Genomic DNA, 21,301 nt, shown 5'->3' with positions numbered 1-21,301 from the left:
TCAGCGCAGATGCGTGGTCTTATAGAACTTCCCAAAATGTATGGTTCAAAATTAGTTAAGATTCCAACACCGCAATTTGTTGTATTTTACAATGGTGTAAGAACAGTGGAGGAAAGGCAGATAATATGCCTATCTGATGCATTTGAACGAAAAACAAAGGAACCAGCGTTAGAATTAAAAGTTCTGGTTCTAAATATAAATCAGGGTTATAACATGAACCTGATGAGTGCGTGTAAGAAGCTAAATGATTATACTATCTATGTTGCTAAGATTAGAAAATATGTTAAAATGAATATAAAGTTAGAAGATGCAATCAACAAGGCGATTGATGAGTGCATCGATGAAAATGTGTTACGGGAGTATTTGTTAAAGCATAGAAATGAGGTATATGAGATGAGTGTTTTTGAATGTACCGATGAGGAAATAATCGACGCAATAAAAGAGAGTGAATATGATTTAGGTCATGAAGCTGGGAAGGTAGAAGGAATCGAAGAAGGGCAGATAATGACATTAGTAAAACTTGTTCAAACTGGAATAATTACAGTTGAGCAGGCCGCTAATAATCTATCAATCTCAACGGAAGAATTTGAAAAGATTCTTAATGAAAAAATAGCTAGAAATATAAGTGAATAGTAGAATTGATACTGAAATAGGGTGGAGCTAAGCGTGTGCTTAGCTCCTTTTTATGCTTATATAATTTTATTCTTTCTTTATACAAATTTTTTGAAATATGTTATATAATAGATTTAATCCAATTAAAATTCATTCAATCAATTAGGGAGGCTTTTATGGCAAGAAAGAATTTTGGCGCAAAGCCACTTACACTTCCACAGCCGGTGTGGATTATTGCAACTTATGATGAAAATGGAGTGCCAAACGCAATGAATGCAGCCTGGGGCGGAATCAGTGAATCTAATGAGATTACACTTTGCCTTTCAGTAGGACATAAGACTTGCAAGAACTTTGAAAAGACAGGTGCTTTCACAATCAGCATGGCTGACGCAGCTCACGTTGCCGGCTGCGATTACGTAGGTATTTCTTCAGGAAATAAGACTGAAGATAAATTTTCAAAAGCAGGCTTCACAGCTACAAAGAGTGAATTAGTAAATGCTCCAATTATTAATGAACTCGCAGTGTGCCTTGAATGTAAGCTCAAGAGTTTCGACCACGACAGTTGCATCCTCAAGGGTGAAATTGTAAATGTAAGCGTTGACGAAGCAGCGCTCACAGAGGGCAAGGTCGATATCGCAAAGGTAGCTCCAATCGCATTTGATCCATTTAACAATGCATATCACGTGCTTGGTGAAAAGGTGGGAGATGCCTGGGGTTCAGGTAAGGAATTGCTTTAGAAACTAAATAAACAATACATACTTTTCCGGCACGCAAGACTCGCGAGCGAGTCTTGACTAAAAATGTCGTGTCTACATGATAAAATCAAGAGAAATTATCGTGTCTACACGACATTTTTTATGAAAATGATGTGTTTCTTCTTACCTTTTATGCGATAGCATCAACATTTTAGAAAGAAAAAATGTCCGTCAATCAACATTTTAGAAAGAAAAAATGTCCACACATCAACATTTTGGAAGAATTAAGCTTAATTCATAAGCAAAAACTTATAAACTGGAATAACCTCTATCGTCTTATTCCCCTCGGTTATAGTGCCCTCTTCATCGTGAGTCACAATTATAAGTCGCGATACATTTTCAGATTTATCCATAAAATCAAAAAGGTTCTTAGTTTCTCGTTCGTAAGCAGATTCTAGGTTATAGCAAACCTGCACCCCGCACTGCTTTTGAGGAAGGTAAAAATCCACGTCAATGCCGGTTTTACTAGACTTAAAGTAGTAGACGTCGTCCTTGTAAAGACGCTTTAAATGGCAAGCGACCACATTTTCAAGAAGGGCGGAATCCTTGTCTACCAGGAAGAGATTGAGCAGGCCATTATCATAGAAGTAAAATCTTGGAGTGCTCTCCTTCTCTGAAAACTTATTCACATAATTTCTTGTTCTAAACAGTAAAAATGCGCTCTCTGCGTAACTTGTGTACTCAATCATGGAATCTGTCGAGGTCTTTACTCCAGTTGCCTTAATGTTGCCGGCAAGCTTGTTAAAGCTGATTTCGTGCATGACAGTTTCTGCGATTTTCTTAACCATAAGGCGGAGGGCAGTTTGATTCTTGATATTTTCACGTTCGGAAATGTCCCCAAGAAGCACCTTTTCGTAAACGCTCTTGATATATTCTCTTTTGTCTAGCAAATGTTGCGCTTCTGCAAAGCCTCCGAAATTGATATAGTTACTAGTCGCATTCTTAATCTTGGCAAGTTTAGAACTAGTTAAAAGTGCCTTGTTGGAGTGGTCGATTTCTAAATAGTCAAGGACCTCAGCTAGGGAAAAAGGCATAATCATCTTAGATAAATAGCGGCCTCCAAGGACTTTTTCCATCTCAGAACTTAGCATCTTGGCGTTGCTGCCAGTAATGTAGACATGCTTTTTCTGGTCGGCCATTCGTCTTGCAAAATGTTCCCAGCCATCAACAATCTGTATCTCGTCAAAGAAGTAGTAGATTTCCTTGCCTTCGGCCAGTTCATAGGCTACTTCTACAATGTCGTTAAAATCTTCCTTTTGAAAACCGAACAATCTATCATCCTCGAAATTGACATAAATAATCTGAGACCAGTCAACACCTGATTTAATAAGATCCTTTGCAATCTTATAAAGTAAGGTAGACTTTCCAGCACGACGAAGTCCCACCAAAATATAATTCATATTTTTTTCGAAACGGTAGTTTCTGTCTATAATAGTGCTTTCTTCAATGACTTCTAGTTGCTCTAGAATCACTTGTTTAAGTATATTTTTATTCATATAACATCACCTCTTATATATTATTTTATCGTCTCTACACGACAAAATCAAGTAAAATTATCGTCTCTACACGACAAAATCAAGTAAAATTATCGTCTCTACACGATAAAAATAAAGAAATTTATCGTACACACACGATGAAAATTTCCTCAATACATTTTCAAAATCCAGTTTCTATTCTCCCCTTTCTATGTTATAATTTTAAATGTCCGCGACAGAAATACATTTGTCCGTAATATTTTTAAACATAACCCAAAGCTTTATGGCGGCTTTAGGAATGTAGGAAGGAAGTAAGAAAATGAGTGACATGAATATTGTTTGTTTAGACCTTGAGGGTGTACTTGTTCCTGAGATTTGGATCGCATTTGCAAAGGAAACAAATATCCCTGAACTAGAGAGAACAACAAGAGACGAACCAGATTATGACAAGCTAATGAAGTATAGAATTGGCATCTTAAAGGAGCATGGCCTTGGCCTTAAGGAAATCCAGGAAACAATCGCTAAGATTGATCCACTTCCAGGTGCTAAGAAGTTCCTTGATGACCTTAGAGAACTCACACAGGTTATTATTATTAGCGATACATTTACACAGTTTGCAAAGCCACTTATGGAGAAGCTTGGTTTACCTACAATTTTCTGTAATACACTTGAAGTAGCAGAAAATGGTGAAATCACAGGCTTTAAGATGCGTTGCGAACAGTCAAAGCTCTCAACAGTTAAGGCGCTTCAGTCAGTTGGCTTTGAAACTATCGCTTCAGGAGATAGCCACAACGATTTAGGCATGATTAAGGCATCTAAGGCTGGTTTCCTCTTTAGATCTACAGATGCAATCAAGGCTGAATACCCAGAACTTCAGGCTTTCGAGGAATATGACGATTTATATGAAGCAATCAAGAAAGCTCTTTAATTTTCATTAAATTTTTGTATAATATAAATATAGCCCACAGCATTAATGCATACAGCTAGTGCTGTGGGATTTTTGTATTTACGAATTTGTTCACTTAAATAAAAGGGGAGGAAATCATGATAAAAGTAGCAATAATAGGTTTAGGTCACATGGGTAAGCGTTATGCCAAGATGATTTTAAGAGGGGAAATAAAAACTTTATCTTTGGCTTGTGTCTGCACAAGATCAGGTCAGGCTGCGCAGTGGCTTAATGAGAACTGTGATGGCGTTATAGATAAAGGCGAGGTCAAGCTCTACCGTAACGAGAATGAGCTTTATGAAAATGCAATGACAGCCTTCGATGCCATCATAATCACAACACCTCACAAGCTCCATCCAGATACTGCAATTAGAGCCTTTAGAGCTGGTAAACACGTGCTTTGTGAGAAACCAGCGGGAATTGATGTCATAAGTGCAAGACAGATGTATTCTGAAAGTAAGTTTGCAGATGTGGTTTACGAACTCATTTTCCATCAAAGAACATATTCACGTTTTATAAAGCTTAAGCAAATGATAGACAGTGGTGAAATTGGTCGCATCCAGTCTGTTAGACAAATCGATACAGGCTACTATAGAACTAGATCTTATCATGCTTCTGGCGAGTGGAGAAGCAGCTGGCAAGGCGAGGGTGGTGGTGCTCTTATTAATCAGGGCCAGCACCTACTTGATATGTGGCAGTGGCTTTTTGGTATGCCTCAGGAAGTTGGTGCCTTCATCAACTGGGGTAAATACAATGATTTCATTGTTGATGACGAGGCAATTATTAATTTTAGTTATGAAAATGGTATGACAGGTGTTTTCATTCTTTCAACAGGTGAGGCTCACAAAGAAAGATACATTGAAATTAGCGGAACTAAGGGCCATATAAGAATTGATGATGACAAGCTAAGAATTTGGCGCTTCTCAAGGGATCTTGAGGAGTATTCTAAAAATGCAACATGTTCCTCAACTCAGGAATTATCTGAAGACTACGAAGAGATAGATTTAGTATCAGAAACTGGTGACGAGCCATACCGTAAGGTGCTAGAAAACTTTGGCGAGACAGTTATTGCAAGAATTAATAAGGCTCATAGCACTAATAATCAAGAAACTGATGCAAAGGAAGATAAGGCTATAACTAACGGCCAAGATGGCATCAATACTTTAGAGCTTACATGTGGTGCTTATCTTTCAGCGTTTAAGGGCAAGAAAGTGCGCATCCCAGTAAATGGCGAAGAATATAGAGATTTCCTAGACGAAATGAGACATAATGAGTCTGAGGTTTTGGGCTAGTGAAAGTAACAAAGCGGATTTAAACTTCAATCTTAAAAAAAAATCATACCAACACTAAAAAAACTCTATTCAAATAATTTCATTTATGTTATACTTAGTTAAAGAGATTTTTGTAAAATTACATATAGGGGAGGTACATTATATGAAGGGTAATGTATTAGTTGGCCAATCTGGTGGCCCTACAGCCGTTATCAATTCAAGTCTTGCTGGGGTTTTCAAGACTGCAATGGATAGAGGATTTAATAAAGTATATGGTATGCGTTATGGAATTCAAGGTTTCCTTGATGAGCAGTATGTTGACATGTCAAAATACGTAAAGAACGAACTAGACCTAGAATTATTAAAGAGAACACCATCAGCATTCCTTGGAACTTGTCGTTATAAGTTACCAGCCATTCACGAAGATAAAGAAGTTTATGAAAAAATTTTCCATCTACTAGATAAGATGGATATTGAAGTCTTAATCTATATCGGCGGTAACGACTCAATGGATACGATTCAGAAGCTATCTGATTATGCAATCCTTACAGGAGCTAAGCAAAGATTCATTGGTTGTCCAAAGACAATTGATAATGACCTTGCACTTACAGATCACACTCCAGGTTACGGCAGTGCTGCTAAGTACATTGGCACATCAACTAAGGAAGTAATTCGCGACTGTCTTGGTTTCTCTTATAAGAAGAAAAATGTAACAGTTATTGAAGTTATGGGACGAAACGCAGGTTGGCTTACAGGTGCAACAGCACTTTCAAAGGCTGAAGATTGCGACGGTCCAGACTTGATTTACTTACCAGAGATTCCATTTGATATTGAAAAATTTACTAAGAAGGTAGAAACACTTTTGAAGAAAAAGGACATTGTAGTAGCGGCAGTATCAGAAGGTATCAAGAATAAAGAAGGAAAATATATTTGTGAGTTCTCAGCAGGCTCTTCAACTAAAGATGCATTTGGCCATATCCAAATGACAGGAACAGCTGCTTATCTTGCAAATTATATTCATGAAAAGTTAGGCTGCAAGACACGTTCTGTAGAGTTTTCTACATTACAGCGTTCAGCTTCACATCTTGCAAGCCGAATTGACATCAACGAAGCTTTCATGGTTGGTGGTGCAGCAATTAAGGCTGCAGATGAAGGCTTATCAGGAATGATGGTAGTTATTGATAGATTATCAGACGATCCATACCAGTCTACAACTGGTGTTTATGATGTTCATAGAATCGCCAACGGCGAAAAGGTTGTACCACGTGAGTGGATCAACAAGGATGGAGACTACGTTACAGATGAATTTGTAAGTTATCTAAAGCCATTAATTCAGGGTGACTATACACCTATGATGGTAGACGGTCTTCCAAGACATTTAACAATGAATACCAAAGGCTACAAGGATCTCTACAAGGTATTCAATGAATAAGCTAACTATCTATCTTTCTTAATTATTGAGGCGGTGGGAAATTTTTCCACCGCCTCATTTTTGTTTTTCATTATTCGTGTTTGTAGAGGCTTCAACTTTTTGATTTGTTTTTTTTATGTGTCAGAGAAAGGTATGTCTTTTTTCTTTTCGTCAGATAGATGATATCATTTATCTGACGAAAAGAAATAACAACACAATTTTATGCAAAAACCGCCGAACCGACACCCCGATTTTATGTAAAAACCGCCGAACCGACACCCCGATTTTATGTAAAAACCGTCGAACCGACACTCCGATTTTATGCAAAAACCGTCGAACCGACACTCCGATTTTATGCAAAAACCGTCGAACCGACACTCCGATTTTATGCAAAAACCGTCAAACTGACACCCTGATTTTATGCAAAAACCGTCGAACCGACACCCTAATTTTATGCTAAAAAGAAAGATTTATGATGAATTTTTATAATTTTGCAATTTACGCAAAAAAATGACACTTTTTGCGTTAAGTATTGTCAATTGTTAAAAATATGATATAGTAAAAAAAGTAGAGATTTATACGTATAGATACTATAAAATATAATTATGAGGAGAGCTTTATGAAAAAGGGATTATTTACAATTCTTTTATGTGGAATTATTGTTTTAGCATCAATTCCAACATATGCGTCATCAAATACTAAAACTACAAAAAATTCAGCTTTGAGTGCAACATTAAAATCAAATTGTTGGATACAAACATTATCTGATTTAAATGGTGGTGGGGATTTCCAAGTAAGTGCAGAATATAATTCTACTAATGCTAATTTCAAAAATCCTGAATGGATTAAAACTGAATGGAATTTTTATTCATATGGATTAGGGGTTGGTATTTCAGTTTCAGGTATAAGTGGTTCAATTGGTGGGAATGGTACTTCTGGTTCTTCAGGCCATTGGATAAACTCAAACGGTGCAAGATCAGCTTCTTTTAGAGGTAGAGTATATGCAACAGGGTTATCAATATATGTAGGCTTAACTAATACTGCAACAGCATTTAAAGCTGGAGTACCATTATCAGTAACAGCTAAAATCTAAAAAATGATTTATAAAAAATAAATGTCCTTAGCCTAAAAGGCTAAGGGCAGATAAGGAGAATTATGACAAAATCTTGGACTAGAATTTTTAAAATGCTAATCGGTGTAATTATTATAATTTCCCTAGTTACATTAATTTTTAATCATTTAAATAAACGGGTAATATATAAAAATGTTTCAAAAATTTCTGATGATAAAATAGATAATAAAATTATTAATCAATGCGTAAGTTATATGTCATCAAGTGAATTGAGTTTGTATGGATATTTAGATGTTTATGGTATTGATGAAACATTAATGTATTATTACTTTAATCTTACAGAAGAAAATCTTGAAAAGTATAATACGATAAAAGATGAAATTATAAAAACAATAAACGAAACAGAAATTTGTGATGAAAATGTTGATAGTTATGTGAACTACATCTATTATATGTCGTTGATTTCTAATAAATATAACTTGGGTAAGTTAGATAATTTTTTTGTAAAAAAAATCCTTGATTATGAAATTAAGAAAGAAGATAGTCTACTCAAAGAGAATAATTTGTGGAAAATTTCAAATGTATACAGCGAAGCTGATGCAGAGTTTTCTACAATAAAGAATATAGTTACTGATATGAAAATTAATAATTTAAGTAACAATATAGATGTTTATTCGGATAAAGTTATTAAGGCTTTTTATTTAGAAGATATTAGTCAGATAAGATTACTGTATAAAGAAATTAGCGATTTATTTAATGAAGGATATGAAAAGGGTAATTTGGCAATAGATGAAGAGTCTTATATTATTATCCTGAATATTCTAAGTAATAGTAAAGAATTAAATTTAAGTAAAAGGGATGTTGATTTTTTAATATCCTTTATGGAGAAATTTTCATTTACAGAACCTGTATATATAGAAATAATTATAGGTAATATGTTGGATAGAAATATAGAAGAGAGTAACTTATATATTATTAATGATTTATTTACTAGAGTTGTAAATAATCAGAGCATTAATAGTGAAGGAAAATTCCCACAAAAAGCTGTAATTATGCCAAGTTATAAAAGATTTTTTGAATATTATGAATTGTGTAATATGCATGGTTTGGATATATTTAATGAGTATGAGTTAAAAATGTCGCTTTATAGATATAATGAGAATAGTTACACGAACAATATTAAATCTATAGAGGATATTTATTATTTAGCTTTAATGAAAGCAGTTGATAATGAAATTGAAATTGATGATAGTTTTATAAAGAACTATTTGAGAAATTTTGCAAATCAAGAAATAATAGATGAAAATGTTTATCAGGCTGTAATGTTAGTTAGAGCAGCAAATATAAGAAAGATAGATACAAAACAATTAAGTAAAAAGGTTATGGAATATTGTAATAATAGTGAATATACCATATGTAAAGTATGGGGCTTAGAAATGAATCTTTTATTAAATGAAAAAAAGAATTCTAGCAAATTAAAAGAAAATGTTGAAAAATTATTGCTTGATTATAATGAAGAAGAAAAGTTAGAAACTTATTTTCAATATGTAGAATTACTAAACAGATATGATTTAGACATTTCAGAAGAATTAAAGGCAGAAATTATTAGTTATGTAGATGAAAGATATGTAAGTTATGGAATAAAGGCTGGTTATTATGAAGATGAAAAATTTAAATCAATTGACATGTCAACTACATATAAATGTTTATATATAAAAGAGGCTTTAGAAAAATAGAGGAAAATAATGACAATAAAATTAGATAGAGTTACAAAAAGATTAGGTGATAAAACAATATTAAATGATGTTACTAAAGTATTTTCATTAGGCAATATTTATTTAATAAAAGGAGAATCTGGAGCAGGAAAGACAAGTCTTTTAGAAATTTGTGCAGGTTTACAGAATATTGATAATGGACAAGTCATTGTAGAAAAAAATAAAAAATTTGGTTTTGTTTTTCAAAATTTTAATGTTTTTGAAGAATTAACAGTATACGATAACTTATTTGTGGATTTATTAATGACAACAAATTATAACAAAAGCGAAATAGAGAATATAATAATTAAAACGATTGGTGAATTGGGATTAACTGATAAAATAAAGCAAAAAGCAAAATTATTGTCAGGTGGAGAAAAACAGAGATTAGCACTTGCAAGAGCTATTGTAAAGAAGAATGATATTATTTTTGCGGATGAACCTAGTGCAAATATAGATGAAAAAAATGTAGAAAAGATAAAAAGAATATTTGAAAAAATGAAAAATGATAATTCATTAATTATTATAGCTACACATGACGATTCATTTGATTGTATAGCAGATGAAATCCTTAGACTAAAAGGAGGAAAGTTGATATGCGAATAATGAGGGCATCCGTAATTTTTTGGAAGATTAATTTAAAAAATGCGGTTTCAGCAATAGTAACATTAGTTTCATTTATATTGATAATAAATTTAATAATAGGTATCGTCTTTCAGATGACAGGCGTTATGAAACATGATATTGTTGATAATAACAGCTTAAAGTTTATGGAAATAATAGTTGATGATACAAGAAATGAAAGTCTTAAATCAATTTATAATGATTTAAGATCAAATGACAAAATAGAAGGTTGTGTATATGACCTTACAGTGCCAGTAACAAATATGGACATGCAAAGTGATTCAGATATAACATATTATATGTTTGGTGTAACAAAAGATATGTTAAAAAGTTTTGGGATAAATGCAAATGAAGAATTAGATAATTTTTTGTATATACCTGAAACATACAAAGAAAATAATAAAACAGATAGTTTTGTTTTATATAGTGCGTACAAAACGATTGATGAAAATGGAATACAAGAAATAAATTATACTGAAAAACAACTAGAAATAACTGATTATTATAATGAAATAAAACTAAATTTGTTACCAGAGCCATTGATACTTGTAGATGAAACAGAAGCAATTAATTACTATAATAACAATATGATTGATTTTGGATTATTTGATAATACAAGAATCATTGCAACTGTAAAAGATGTTTCTTATTTTAAAGAAATAGAAAATGAATTAAATAATAACTATGATAATTTGTTAATTAGATATGATTTAAAAAATACAGGAATATTACCTGAATATGCAAAAGTTATTACAATAGTTAGTTCTATAGTTATTTTGGTATTAGCGTTTTTTAGTATAACTAATTTAAAAGCTAATATTAATCAAAATTTAAATACACGAAAAAGAGAAATTGCATTAATGGGTATTTTGAATTTTGGGAAAAAGAAAATAATTGCAATAGAATTAATAGGATTTTTAATTGACAGTGTTATATGTTTTTCAATTTCTTTTGTAGTATCGATAATTTTATTTACACTTTTAAAAAGTCATTTTGAATTTGATATTATATCAGGGTATGGAATCTATTATTTTGTAATTGATTTGGCTATCACAATAATTTTATTTATTGGAATTTCTACAATTGAATTAAAACTATATACACAAAAAATCTTGAATAGAAAAATGTATAGAGAAGTTTTGTTTTGATATTAATAAAAGGAGATGTTTTTGAATATTGCTATTATAGGATACGGGTTTTTAAATGAAGAATTAATCAAAAGAACAATAAAAAAAATAGAGGAAAATAAAATTATTGTATTTAATAAAAAAATACGTTATAAAAAATATTCGTCTGGAGTAGAATTTTTAAATGAATCAAAAGAAATATCATATGATTTTATTGTTATAGATATTAATATGTGTGATATGGATGGAATAGATTTAGCTTATAAGTGTTTAGAGTTAGATAAAAACTCAAAAATTATATTGGTATCTAATGATATAAAAAGAGCAAAAGAAGGTTATCTTGTAGGTGCATATCGTTATATTGAGTATGATTTTTTTGATGAAGAGTTTTCTGAAGCTATATTATCATATATCACTAAAAATTCTAGTAGGATAGAAATTCATGTTGTTGGTTTAGGAAATATAGATGTTGATATTAATACTATTAACTATATAGTGACTAGTAAAAGAAATGTAGTTATTTCTACTGATAGAGATAAATTTACGTGTAAAAATTCATTAAAAGAAATTTATAATAAACTAGATAAAAAATTCTTTTTTAAAGTTAATCAGTCTACAATAGTGAACTTAAAAGATACTATTAGGATTGAAAAAGAGATTTTGGTTATGAGAAATGGAGAACAACTTGACATATCTCCTAGGAAATATTTAAAAATAAAAAAAGCACATTTGATGAATATAATTGATTAAAAAAAGCGACAAGTTGTTATGATATGTACCCAGAATTATAATACATATCATTATTAACTTGTCGCTTTTAACTCAGTCGGAGAAAGGTATGTCTTATTTCATTTCGTCAGATAGATGATATTATTTATCTGACGAAATGAAAAAATAATATATATTTCTGCGACCTCAGATTTTAAAGCCACCACCCAAGTCATAAAAGAAGGCACATGGTTAATTTCTACCATGTGCCGGATTCACATTCATTTTAAAAATTCTATCGCAATCTTATTCTCTAGTACTTTCACCATTAGTAGCAATTACTTCCTGATACCAATCAAAAGACTTCTTAGGGAATCTAGCTAAATCGCCCTTTCCCTCATCATCCTTGTCTACGTAGATAAAGCCGTAACGCTTACTCATTTCACCAGTTGAAGCTGAAACTAAATCGATGCAACCCCAAGGAGTGTAACCAAGAAGTTCAACACCATCAATTTCCACAGCCTTCATGAGTTCCTGAACGTGAGCCTTAAGGTATGCAATTCTGTAATCATCATTTACAGTTGCAAGACCAGCCTTAAGAGCTTCCTTGTATTCATCAGTGCCAGGAATAAGCTCCTTGCCTGTTTCCTTATTAATAACGGTATCCTTAGCACCAAGTCCATTTTCTACAATAAACATTGGCTTCTGGTATCTGTCATAAATGCTGTTAAGTGTGATTCGAAGACCAACTGGGTCAATCTGCCAACCCCATTCGGAAGCCTTAAGATGTGGATTTTTTAGAGTTGCAAATACATTTCCAGCAGTCTTATCTGTCAATTCTGGATTAGCACTTGTAAGACGTGATGAATAGTAGCTAAAGGAAATATAATCAACAGTATTCTCTCTTAAAAGCTTATCATCTTCAACTGTCATATCAAGGTTAATGCCCTCACGCTCAAAGAACTTAAGAGCGTAGCTTGGATAGTAACCACGAGACTGAACGTCGATGAAGAAATAATTTTCTCTATCCTTTAGAATTGAATCCATAACATCATCAGGATCGCAGCTATATGGATAGTAATTTCCGGCAGCAAGCATACAACCAATCATGAAATCAGGGTTAATGCTATGTGCAAGCTTTGTAGCTGCAGCGGAAGCAACAAGTTCGTAATGAGCAGCTTGATACTTCAATAGAGTTTCATTTTCACCTTCTTTAAAGCAAATGCCGGCGCCCATAAATGGAAGGTGAAGAATCATGTTAATTTCATTAAAAGTAATCCAGTATTTAACCTTATTCTTAAATCTTGTAAAAATAGCTTCGCAATAAGCTAAGTATCTATCAATCATCTGACGACTCTTCCAGCCACCAAATTTTTCAATTAAACCAAGTGGTGCATCAAAATGGCAGATTGTAACTACAGGTTCAATTCCATTTTTAAGCATCTCATCAATAATTTCATCATAGAATTTAAGGCCTTCTTCGCAAGGTGCATTTTCATCACCATTAGGGAAAATTCTAGACCATGACATTGAAAAACGGTAGCACTTAAAGCCCATCTTAGCGAAAAGGTGGATGTCCTCGATGTAGTGATCATACATATCGATGGCCTCTCTGCCCGGATAAAAACTATCAGCCGGTAAATCCTTATATGATAGCTTGCCAAGAGCAACTGGGAATCTGTTCTTGCCAGCAGGAACCACATCAACTAAAGCAAGGCCGCGGCCTCCTTTGTTATAACCACCTTCGCACTGATTTGCAGCTGTTGCGCCACCCCATAAAAAATCCTTTTGTAACATAAAAACCTCCAAAATTCATTATTATATTGTGATATTTTCTACTTATGAATTTAACATATAAATATTAACACAATGTGAATTCTAGATAATATTTTAACATACTTTTAAATATATGTGTATCTTTGCCCTTAGTCTCGGTGCTAGGGATTCTTGAATTTATTTAATATTGTAGTTATAATATAATTAGTATTTTGATTTGTGAAAATGTATATAGTGCTAAAATTCAGAGAAAGCCGTAGGCTTATTAAAGCACGCCAAATTTACTATAAAGGGGATAAGTATGAATAATAATTGGTTTAAAGATATGGCATTTTATCAGATTTGGATTCGTTCCTTTGCAGATGGCAACGGGGATGGAATCGGCGATTTATATGGGGTTTATGACAAGCTAGAATACATCAAGTCTTTGGGAATTGATGGAATCTGGTTTTCGCCAATTTACCCATCGCCAAATGCAGATTATGGCTATGATGTTTCAGATTACAAGGACATTCACCCAGATTATGGCGATTTAGAGCAGTTTAAAAAAGTCCTTGATAAAGCTCACAAACTGGGCATGAAGGTTGTTATGGATTTAGTTATAAATCACACCTCTGATGAACATTTTTGGTTTAAGGAAAGCTGTAAGGGTGGGGATGATAACCCTTATAAAGATTACTATATCTGGCGCGATGGCAAGACAGATAAAAAAGGTAAGAAGTTACTTCCAAATAATTGGAACTCGCTTTTTGAAGGGAAAGCTTGGGAATATAACGAAGAAAGAGGTCAGTACTATTTACATTTTTTTGCCAAGAAACAGCCTGATTTAAATATGGATAATCCAAGGGTTCGTGAGGAAATCAAAGATATTATGCGCTTTTGGCTTGATTTAGGCGTGGATGGCTTTAGAGAAGATTCCATTGCCTTTATATCTAAAGTGGAAGGACTTCCTAATGGCTATCCAGAGCTTCCAATGATTAACGGACTTCGCTACACTCAGCATGGACCACATATTCATGAGTATATGAAGGAATTTAGAGAAGTCTGCGAGGATTACGATTGCTTCCAGATGGGTGAGATGCCAATGACAGGTCCAGATAAGGCAATGCCTTATTTAACTGGGGATACGAAGTCTTTAGATATGGTAATTACCTTTGATTACATGAATGCCGATAATTTCCTCTCGGATTTTATAAGACGACCATTTAGTGTAATTAAATATAAGAAGGCCTTCTCAAAGTGGCAGTACGCCATGAATGGCAAGTCTTGGAACTGCGTATATATCGAGAATCACGATCATCCAAGAGTTGTTAGTAGATATGGTAGTGAGAAGCTGTGGAGGGAGAGTGCTACAAGTTTGGCAGCTAGTTACATTTTCCTTCAAGGATGTCCCTTTATTTATCAGGGCCAGGAAATCGGCATGACTAACCTTCGCTTAAATTCTATCGATAAGTACGAGGATATTTCCTCTAAAAATGCATACATGACCTTTCATACTAAGAAGTCCAAATCCCAGCGCCTTTACTATATTGGCGAGGGTTCAAGAGATTCAGCAAGAACACCTATGCAATGGTCTGATGGAAAATATGCCGACTTTTCAACTGTGAAACCTTGGTTTTACTTAAATCCAAACTATAAGAAGATAAATGTAAAAGCCCAGGAAGAGGATGAAAAGAGCATTTTAAATTTCTATAGAAAAGCCCTTAAATTAAGGAAAGATAACGACGCACTCATATGGGGCGACTATAAGGAATATTTTCCTAAGGATAAAAATGTATATACTTATGAAAGAACATTATCTTCAGAAAAGTTTTTAATAATCTGTAATTTAAAAGGGAAATATATAAGCTATAAAATGCCAGAAGAATATGAAGGATTAAAGGGCGAGCTTAAACTTAGTAATTACGAGGATGGACATAGACTAGATATTCTAAGGCCCTATGAATGCAGAGTTTATAAGTATGAGTAATAATTTATAAATTAACAGAGATGAAAATTGCATGTAAAACAATTTTCATCTCTTTATTTTAGTCTATATTTATTAATAATAATGAATCTTCTTCAATTTGCTCAAAATCTTCGTTCATATAATTAACATTGGTCCATTTAAAGGAAATTGATTGGCAATTATCTGAAATCTCAATCTTAAAAATTTGTAGATCAGGTGAAGGACCTTCTGGGACAACCCCTTTAATGTAACATTCTTCTATGTCAGTATTTATGACTTTATAGTCATTAGAGTCAGAGATTACCCAAGTGTTAATTGCGTACATGCCAGGTAAAACAACAGTAAGGGTGTTATTTTTAAGGCTTTCGCTGGAAATGTTAACTTCGTATTTTTTTTGATCAAAATAATTTAAAGAGGTATCACCAATAGTGTAGACAGTTTTATTAATTATAAGACAGTTTGCTTTTGGATAACCCTTCTCATTTCTTGGGAAGATTGAGCTATATTTAACCGAAGTAGAACAAGCAGTTATACTTAATATCATTGTTATAATAGATAGCTTTAGAAGTATCTTGTGTAAATCCATGATCTTGATTCCCCTCCTAGCTCATATGAAAAATTCCCATTAGCATTTTATGTAACGCTACTGCGATAACCACTATCTATATTTTAATATATATAATATTAAATGTAAATAATTCGAATAAAAGACATGATATTTTTCAATTCTAAGGCCCTACGAATGCAGAGTTTATAACTATAAGTAAATGTGCTATAATCATGAGGCAAAAACATTTATTTATACAAAGGCAGGAGAATATATGTCAGAAGTTATTGAGAAATTTTTAAGATATGTTAGTGTTCACACTACATCAGATGATGAAAGCCAGACAAGCCCTAGTACAGCTAGACAGTTTGATCTTGCTAGAATGTTACAAAAAGAAATGCTTGAGATGGGTATTGAGGATGCTTACCTTGATGAGAAGTATTGCTATGTTTATGGTCACATCCCAGCTAATGATCCAGAGAATACTAAGACTCTTGGTTTTATTTCACACATGGATACAGCACCAGATGCTAGTGGTAAGGATGTTAAGCCAAGAACAATTGAAAACTATGATGGAAGCGAAATCATTTTAAATAAGGAAAAGGACATTAAGATGAGTCCTGTTGATTTTCCAGAATTACTTGATTACAAGGGAAAGTCACTTATAGTTACAGATGGTACAACACTACTTGGTTCTGATGATAAGTCAGGTATTGCAGAAATCATGACAATGGCTAGCGAAATCATCAATCATCCAGAAAGAAAGCATGGTAGAATTGCTATTGCCTTTACACCAGATGAAGAAATCGGTGTTGGTACAGCACACTTTGACTTAGAAAGATTCGGTGCAGATTATGCATATACAGTTGATGGTGGTGCTTTAGGAGAAATCGAGTTTGAAAATTTCAACGCTGCAGCCGCAGTAATTAAGGTGGCTGGTAGAAATGTTCATCCAGGTGAAGCTAAGAATAAGATGGTTAATGCAGCTTCAATTGCTATGGAATTTGAGAAAATGTTACCTCAGAATGAAAAGCCAGAATACACAGAAGGTTATGAAGGCTTCATTCATCTTATAAGCATGGAAGGTAACACAAGCGAGGCTAAGTTACAGTATATTGTAAGAGATCATGATAGAGCTAAGTTTGAAGCTAAGAAGGAATTACTTAAGTCAATCGCAAGCTTCTTAAATCAGAAGTACGGCGAAGGCAGAGTAACAGCTGATATTTCAGATACATACTACAACATGAGAGAAAAGGTTGAGCCAGATTACATGTTCTTAGTAAATGGCGCAGTTGAAGCTTTCAAGAAGTTAGATGTAGTGCCTAAGGTAGTTCCAATTCGTGGTGGTACAGATGGTGCAGCTCTTTCATATAAGGGCTTACCTTGTCCAAACCTTTGCGCAGGCGGACATAACTTCCATGGCATTTACGAATATGTATGCGTAGAATCTATGGAAAAGATTACAGAGATGCTTACTTTACTTGCTTGCTGTAATTTTGCTAAATAAGAGATTGTTTTATAATAAATTTGAAAAAAGAGACAAAATCGTTTGTCTCTTTTTTTAATAAATAAATTATAATAGTTGACATAGCTCTTTAAATAGTTTAAACTTACATTTGTTAGTACTAACAAACGATAAAAAGGAGATAAAGTACATGAAGAGAAGAGTAATAAGTGGAATATTTGATTTGATATATTTATCACTTCTAGTTTTTATGTTTATAGCAAATAAAAAACATATTATCTTATCACATAGAACTGTTGGGCTATTGATGCTTTTACTTGTGTTTGTAGTTGTTGTAAGAATATGTTTAGATAAAGAAAAAGAAATTAAGAAAAAAGTCATAGAATCAATTGCATATTTGTTATTTGCAGTTATTGTTTTTGCACTTGTTATATGGCTTTTTTAAGGTAAATTTGTAAGATAAAGATAATAGAAATGTAGAAACCGGATTTAGATTTGAAAATCTAAATTCGGTTTTTTGTTGCACAAGACCGGCAAGCGAATGGATGCTTGCATACAAATTCATTTGCCGGTCGTAAGAACATGGAGCACTAAGTGCGGAATGTTCGTGTGCGAAATCGAGTAGGAGTCAGCCTACTCGATTTAAACTCAGATTTTAATGGAAGAATACTATCAATTTTGTTACAATGCTTAATAAAAATAATATGGTATGATATCATAATATATATAAGGAGTGATATAATGGCTAAAGAAGCTAAGACAAACGCTATGCGTTTTTTGGAAAAAAATAAAATTGCATATACAGAAGAGACTTATGATGCTAAGGAATTTACAGATGGTGTACATTCAGCCGAGATTCTAGGTCATGACCCAGATAGAAGTTTTAAGACTTTAGTTGCTGTTGGAAAGTCAGGAGAACACTATGTATATGTAATTCCTGTAGCTCTTGAAGTGGATTTTAAAAAAGCAGCTAAGGCTGTTGGCGAGAAGAATGTAGAATTAATTCATGTAAAGGATTTAACTAAACTTACAGGTTATATTAGAGGTGGATGTAGTCCTCTAGGAATGAAGAAAAGTTTTAAAACTGTAATCCATAGTAGTTGCTTAGATTATGATAAAATCTATATTAGTGGTGGTAGAGTGGGCTTAACTCTTGAACTTGATCCTAAGGATTTAGTAAAGGTAATAAGAGCCGAAGTTACTGATATTGTAATGGATTAATTTTTTAACGGAAGTTATAAATGAAATTAAATTTTAGAACACATTAACTTAGTTTATAGAAAGGTTTACAAGATGACTTATTTTGCTTGGTTTTTTCTTGATAAAGAGAAAGATATTATCGTAAATCTATATAAGGATTTAGATAGGATCTATTACATTTTAAAAACGCCAAATCATGCTTCTGGCAATTTAATTCGCAATATTGCCAAGATTTGTGATTTGAAGCTTACTAAAGATGAAGAGGATATGTTTGTTATTAAAGGGGAAGTCCCTTGTTTTATTGATGGTAACAATCAGGAGAATTACATTTTCAAATTCGGGGAAACTGAGATTGCGCGAATCTTTCCCGATGGAAGAGTTGAGGTAAAGGCCACAATACCTGCAATTGCTAAGACTTTACTTAGTCAGTCAAAGGAGGCTCTACTTCCACTAGATAAGACACTTTTTGAAACTTTTATTCGTAAGGATTTAAAATTTAGAGCAGACCTTCATACTCATATGAACGGCAATTTAACAGGCGATGTGCTAATTGCCTTAGGTATTGCTCATCAGATTAGATATCCACTTTATTATGTGAAAAAATTGGACCTTAAATTGACTCAGAGTCAGTGGGATAAGTTAGAAGAGCAGAGAGAAAAAGTTGCAAGACAGTTTGTAACATCAGAACTTAAGGGCAAGTATCTTGATCGTAAAATCAACGACAACACATTTATTAATTTTGCTGATTTAATTCTAAATAACTTGGATAATGCAGAAGAAAATATTGTAAAAATCAGAGGTTCTCTTGCAGTTATTAAGGATGGACAAGCTGTATTTACTAACTTAGAGAAGGTATACATTTATCGATATGTATTCTGTAAGGGTGTTGAAAGCGAAGAGAAGATAAGTTTAGCTAAGAAGGATATGATACCGGATTTAGATGTAAGAGCAGCGCTTTCACAGATGATTCGTGATAGAGAAAATCCAGCTTATTGCCACAACACAATTTTCCAGGATAAGTTACTTTGGATTGCAAGAAGCTACAAAAGACAGGGAATTGTTTATGCAGAAATCAGTGATACAACTTTAGTTAAGAAATACGAGTCATTAGAAATGTTACGTCAGGTACATGAGGTTATGCCAAGTATCTATCAGGAAACAGGTGTAATGATTAGATTCCTTGCAGCTATGAGACGAATTCCACTTACAATTATTAAGGATGCCATAACACCTGATAATTACCTTGAGCAAAACTTAGAGGTTTTAAAGGCAACAGCTCTAGACCCTTATGTGGCAGGTTGTGATTTTGTTGGTGAAGAAATCAACGATATTATTACTTTAAAGCCAGCATTTAAGGAATTAGTTAAGATTGCCGCTTCTGATCCAAGCTTTGTAATTAGAGTTCATGCTGGAGAGAATGATAGTCAGAAGGATAACATTGCACACTCAATTGAGTGTGTTAAGGATTCCCTTGAACCAGGCCAGAAGATGCCAAAGATGCGTCTTGGACATGGACTCTACACTTATAGTCTTACAAGTAAGAAGGGTAAGGACACCCTAAAGCAGTTAATTGAAAATGATGTTGTGCTAGAATTCCAGATTTCAAGTAATGTAAGACTTAATAATCTAAATACACTTGCTAACCACCCATTAAAGCAGTATTTAAAGAATGGTATTGCTTGTGTACAAGGTACCGATGGAGCAGCACTTTACGGTACAGATGCTATTGAAGAAGAATTGTCTTTAAAGAAAATGCTTGGGCTAACCGAAAGGGAAGTGCAGCTTATGAAGGATGCCGAAACAAAGATTATTGAAGAAAGTCAGCAGGCCTATTCTGATAAGAAGGCAGCCTTTGAAAGACTTGTTAAGAACAAGGATTTTGAGGAAGTTTTACTTGATAAGATGCAGACAGTTAAGATTAAATCTAATAAGTCAAAGCGTGAGCTTAAGTATGATTCTAATAAGGAGTTAAAGGAACAGATTCAAGAAATTACATGGGATAGATTCCCAATCGTCTTGGTTGGTGGAAGCTTTAATACAGAAAACCGAGCTACTAAGCTTAGTGCCAATGCTACAAAGCAGATTGACGAAATGCTAGAATACTTAAATCCAGAGGAAGTTTGCTTTGTGATAGGTCACAAGATTTCAGGTTATGAAAAGTATCTTCTAGAACATAATGAAAAGAATTTTAGAATTTATTCTTTTGTACCTGCAGTACTTACAAAACATGAAGCTGAAAAAATTAAGAAGGCCGGTGTTAAGGTAAGGGTATCTACAGAAGCACAGGCAATGGGTATTTATAAGAGTTTCAACTATGAAATCTTTGAACGTCGTCCATCTATGGTAATTGCTTTTGATGGTAATAGTGCTGCAGCCAACCTTATTCAAGAAGCTAAAAATGGTAAGGGTAAATCAGCAATTTTAGTATGGGCTAATTCTAAAGCTTTAATGCAAAAAGCTAAGTCACTACATGGTTATGCATATTCTTTTGATGCCAAAAATAGAATTGTGGACTTAATGACAAGCCTAAAAAAGAAGTATTCTAAGGAACAGTAGAATAAATAGAATTAGGAGATCAGATTTGATAAATATTTCAAATCTGGTCTCCTT

At 33.3% G+C, this 21,301-nt stretch carries 17 protein-coding genes and 1 pseudogene; 15 read left to right on the top strand and 3 right to left on the bottom strand.

Features of this window, described 5'->3' with window-relative positions; genetic code table 11:
- Window positions 1-633 (top strand): annotated as a pseudogene (locus G600_RS15825) (hypothetical protein); the annotation flags it as partial.
- 155 nt (window positions 634-788) lie between these two features.
- Window positions 789-1,349 (top strand): flavin reductase family protein, encoded by a 561-nt coding sequence (locus G600_RS0107070; RefSeq protein WP_031556798.1) that lies wholly within the window; start codon window positions 789-791, stop codon window positions 1,347-1,349.
- Between the two features lie 248 nt (window positions 1,350-1,597).
- Here G600_RS0107070 and G600_RS0107065 read toward each other — a convergent pair whose 3' ends face one another.
- Complete coding sequence (locus G600_RS0107065; protein ID WP_027431313.1) at window positions 1,598-2,863, bottom strand: ATP-binding protein; 1,266 nt, start codon at window positions 2,861-2,863, stop codon at window positions 1,598-1,600.
- A 307-nt stretch (window positions 2,864-3,170) separates the two neighbouring features.
- On the opposite strand from G600_RS0107065, the gene thrH reads away from it, so the two are divergent.
- From thrH to G600_RS0107025, 8 genes are all read left to right on the top strand, one after another.
- Complete coding sequence (gene thrH / locus G600_RS0107060) at window positions 3,171-3,770, top strand: bifunctional phosphoserine phosphatase/homoserine phosphotransferase ThrH (RefSeq protein WP_027431312.1); 600 nt, start codon at window positions 3,171-3,173, stop codon at window positions 3,768-3,770.
- A 116-nt stretch (window positions 3,771-3,886) separates the two neighbouring features.
- Window positions 3,887-5,080, top strand: a complete 1,194-nt coding sequence (locus G600_RS0107055) for a Gfo/Idh/MocA family protein (RefSeq protein WP_034245857.1) — start codon at window positions 3,887-3,889, stop codon at window positions 5,078-5,080.
- Between the two features lie 142 nt (window positions 5,081-5,222).
- Window positions 5,223-6,491 (top strand): 6-phosphofructokinase, encoded by a 1,269-nt coding sequence (locus G600_RS0107050; RefSeq protein WP_027431310.1) that lies wholly within the window; start codon window positions 5,223-5,225, stop codon window positions 6,489-6,491.
- A gap of 598 nt (window positions 6,492-7,089) precedes the next feature.
- Window positions 7,090-7,563, top strand: a complete 474-nt coding sequence (locus G600_RS0107045; RefSeq protein WP_027431309.1) for a hypothetical protein — start codon at window positions 7,090-7,092, stop codon at window positions 7,561-7,563.
- 62 nt (window positions 7,564-7,625) lie between these two features.
- The gene (locus G600_RS0107040; protein ID WP_027431308.1) at window positions 7,626-9,278 is read left to right on the top strand and encodes a hypothetical protein; all 1,653 of its coding nucleotides are present in this window, start codon (window positions 7,626-7,628) and stop codon (window positions 9,276-9,278) included.
- Between the two features lie 9 nt (window positions 9,279-9,287).
- Window positions 9,288-9,902, top strand: coding sequence for an ATP-binding cassette domain-containing protein (locus G600_RS0107035; RefSeq protein ID WP_027431307.1), 615 nt, complete (start codon window positions 9,288-9,290; stop codon window positions 9,900-9,902).
- The gene (locus tag G600_RS0107030) at window positions 9,893-11,068 is read left to right on the top strand and encodes an ABC transporter permease family protein (RefSeq protein WP_027431306.1); all 1,176 of its coding nucleotides are present in this window, start codon (window positions 9,893-9,895) and stop codon (window positions 11,066-11,068) included. The genes G600_RS0107035 and G600_RS0107030 overlap by 10 nt, the downstream gene beginning before the upstream one ends.
- A gap of 21 nt (window positions 11,069-11,089) precedes the next feature.
- Window positions 11,090-11,797: a LytR/AlgR family response regulator transcription factor gene (locus G600_RS0107025; protein WP_027431305.1), complete on the top strand. Its 708-nt coding sequence runs from the start codon at window positions 11,090-11,092 to the stop codon at window positions 11,795-11,797.
- Window positions 11,798-12,061: 264 nt separating this feature from the next.
- Here G600_RS0107025 and G600_RS0107020 read toward each other — a convergent pair whose 3' ends face one another.
- A complete protein-coding gene (locus tag G600_RS0107020) occupies window positions 12,062-13,552 on the bottom strand; it encodes a 6-phospho-beta-glucosidase (RefSeq protein ID WP_034245855.1) in 1,491 nt (496 codons plus the stop codon).
- A gap of 280 nt (window positions 13,553-13,832) precedes the next feature.
- Between G600_RS0107020 and G600_RS0107015 the strand changes: the two genes are divergently transcribed.
- Window positions 13,833-15,500 carry a glycoside hydrolase family 13 protein gene (locus tag G600_RS0107015; RefSeq protein WP_027431303.1) on the top strand — a complete coding sequence of 556 codons (1,668 nt, stop codon included), beginning with the start codon at window positions 13,833-13,835 and terminating at the stop codon, window positions 15,498-15,500.
- Between the two features lie 58 nt (window positions 15,501-15,558).
- On the opposite strand, the gene G600_RS0107010 is transcribed toward G600_RS0107015, so the two are convergent.
- A complete protein-coding gene (locus G600_RS0107010) occupies window positions 15,559-16,065 on the bottom strand; it encodes a hypothetical protein (protein ID WP_027431302.1) in 507 nt (168 codons plus the stop codon).
- Between the two features lie 235 nt (window positions 16,066-16,300).
- Here G600_RS0107010 and pepT point away from each other — a divergent pair, with 235 nt between their 5' ends.
- From pepT to G600_RS0106990, 4 genes are all read left to right on the top strand, one after another.
- Window positions 16,301-17,533, top strand: coding sequence for a peptidase T (gene pepT / locus G600_RS0107005; RefSeq protein WP_027431301.1), 1,233 nt, complete (start codon window positions 16,301-16,303; stop codon window positions 17,531-17,533).
- A gap of 148 nt (window positions 17,534-17,681) precedes the next feature.
- Window positions 17,682-17,936, top strand: a complete 255-nt coding sequence (locus G600_RS0107000) for a hypothetical protein (RefSeq protein ID WP_027431300.1) — start codon at window positions 17,682-17,684, stop codon at window positions 17,934-17,936.
- Window positions 17,937-18,232: 296 nt separating this feature from the next.
- Window positions 18,233-18,712, top strand: coding sequence for a Cys-tRNA(Pro) deacylase (gene ybaK / locus G600_RS0106995; RefSeq protein ID WP_027431299.1), 480 nt, complete (start codon window positions 18,233-18,235; stop codon window positions 18,710-18,712).
- A 72-nt stretch (window positions 18,713-18,784) separates the two neighbouring features.
- Entirely contained in the window at window positions 18,785-21,247 is a 2,463-nt protein-coding gene (locus G600_RS0106990) for an amidohydrolase family protein (protein ID WP_027431298.1), read from the top strand.
- Window positions 21,248-21,301 lie beyond the last annotated feature (54 nt).

The organism is Lachnospira multipara ATCC 19207 (assembly GCF_000424105.1).
Taxonomy (GTDB): domain Bacteria; phylum Bacillota; class Clostridia; order Lachnospirales; family Lachnospiraceae; genus Lachnospira; species Lachnospira multipara.
This window is presented reverse-complemented; position numbering and strand designations above follow the sequence as displayed.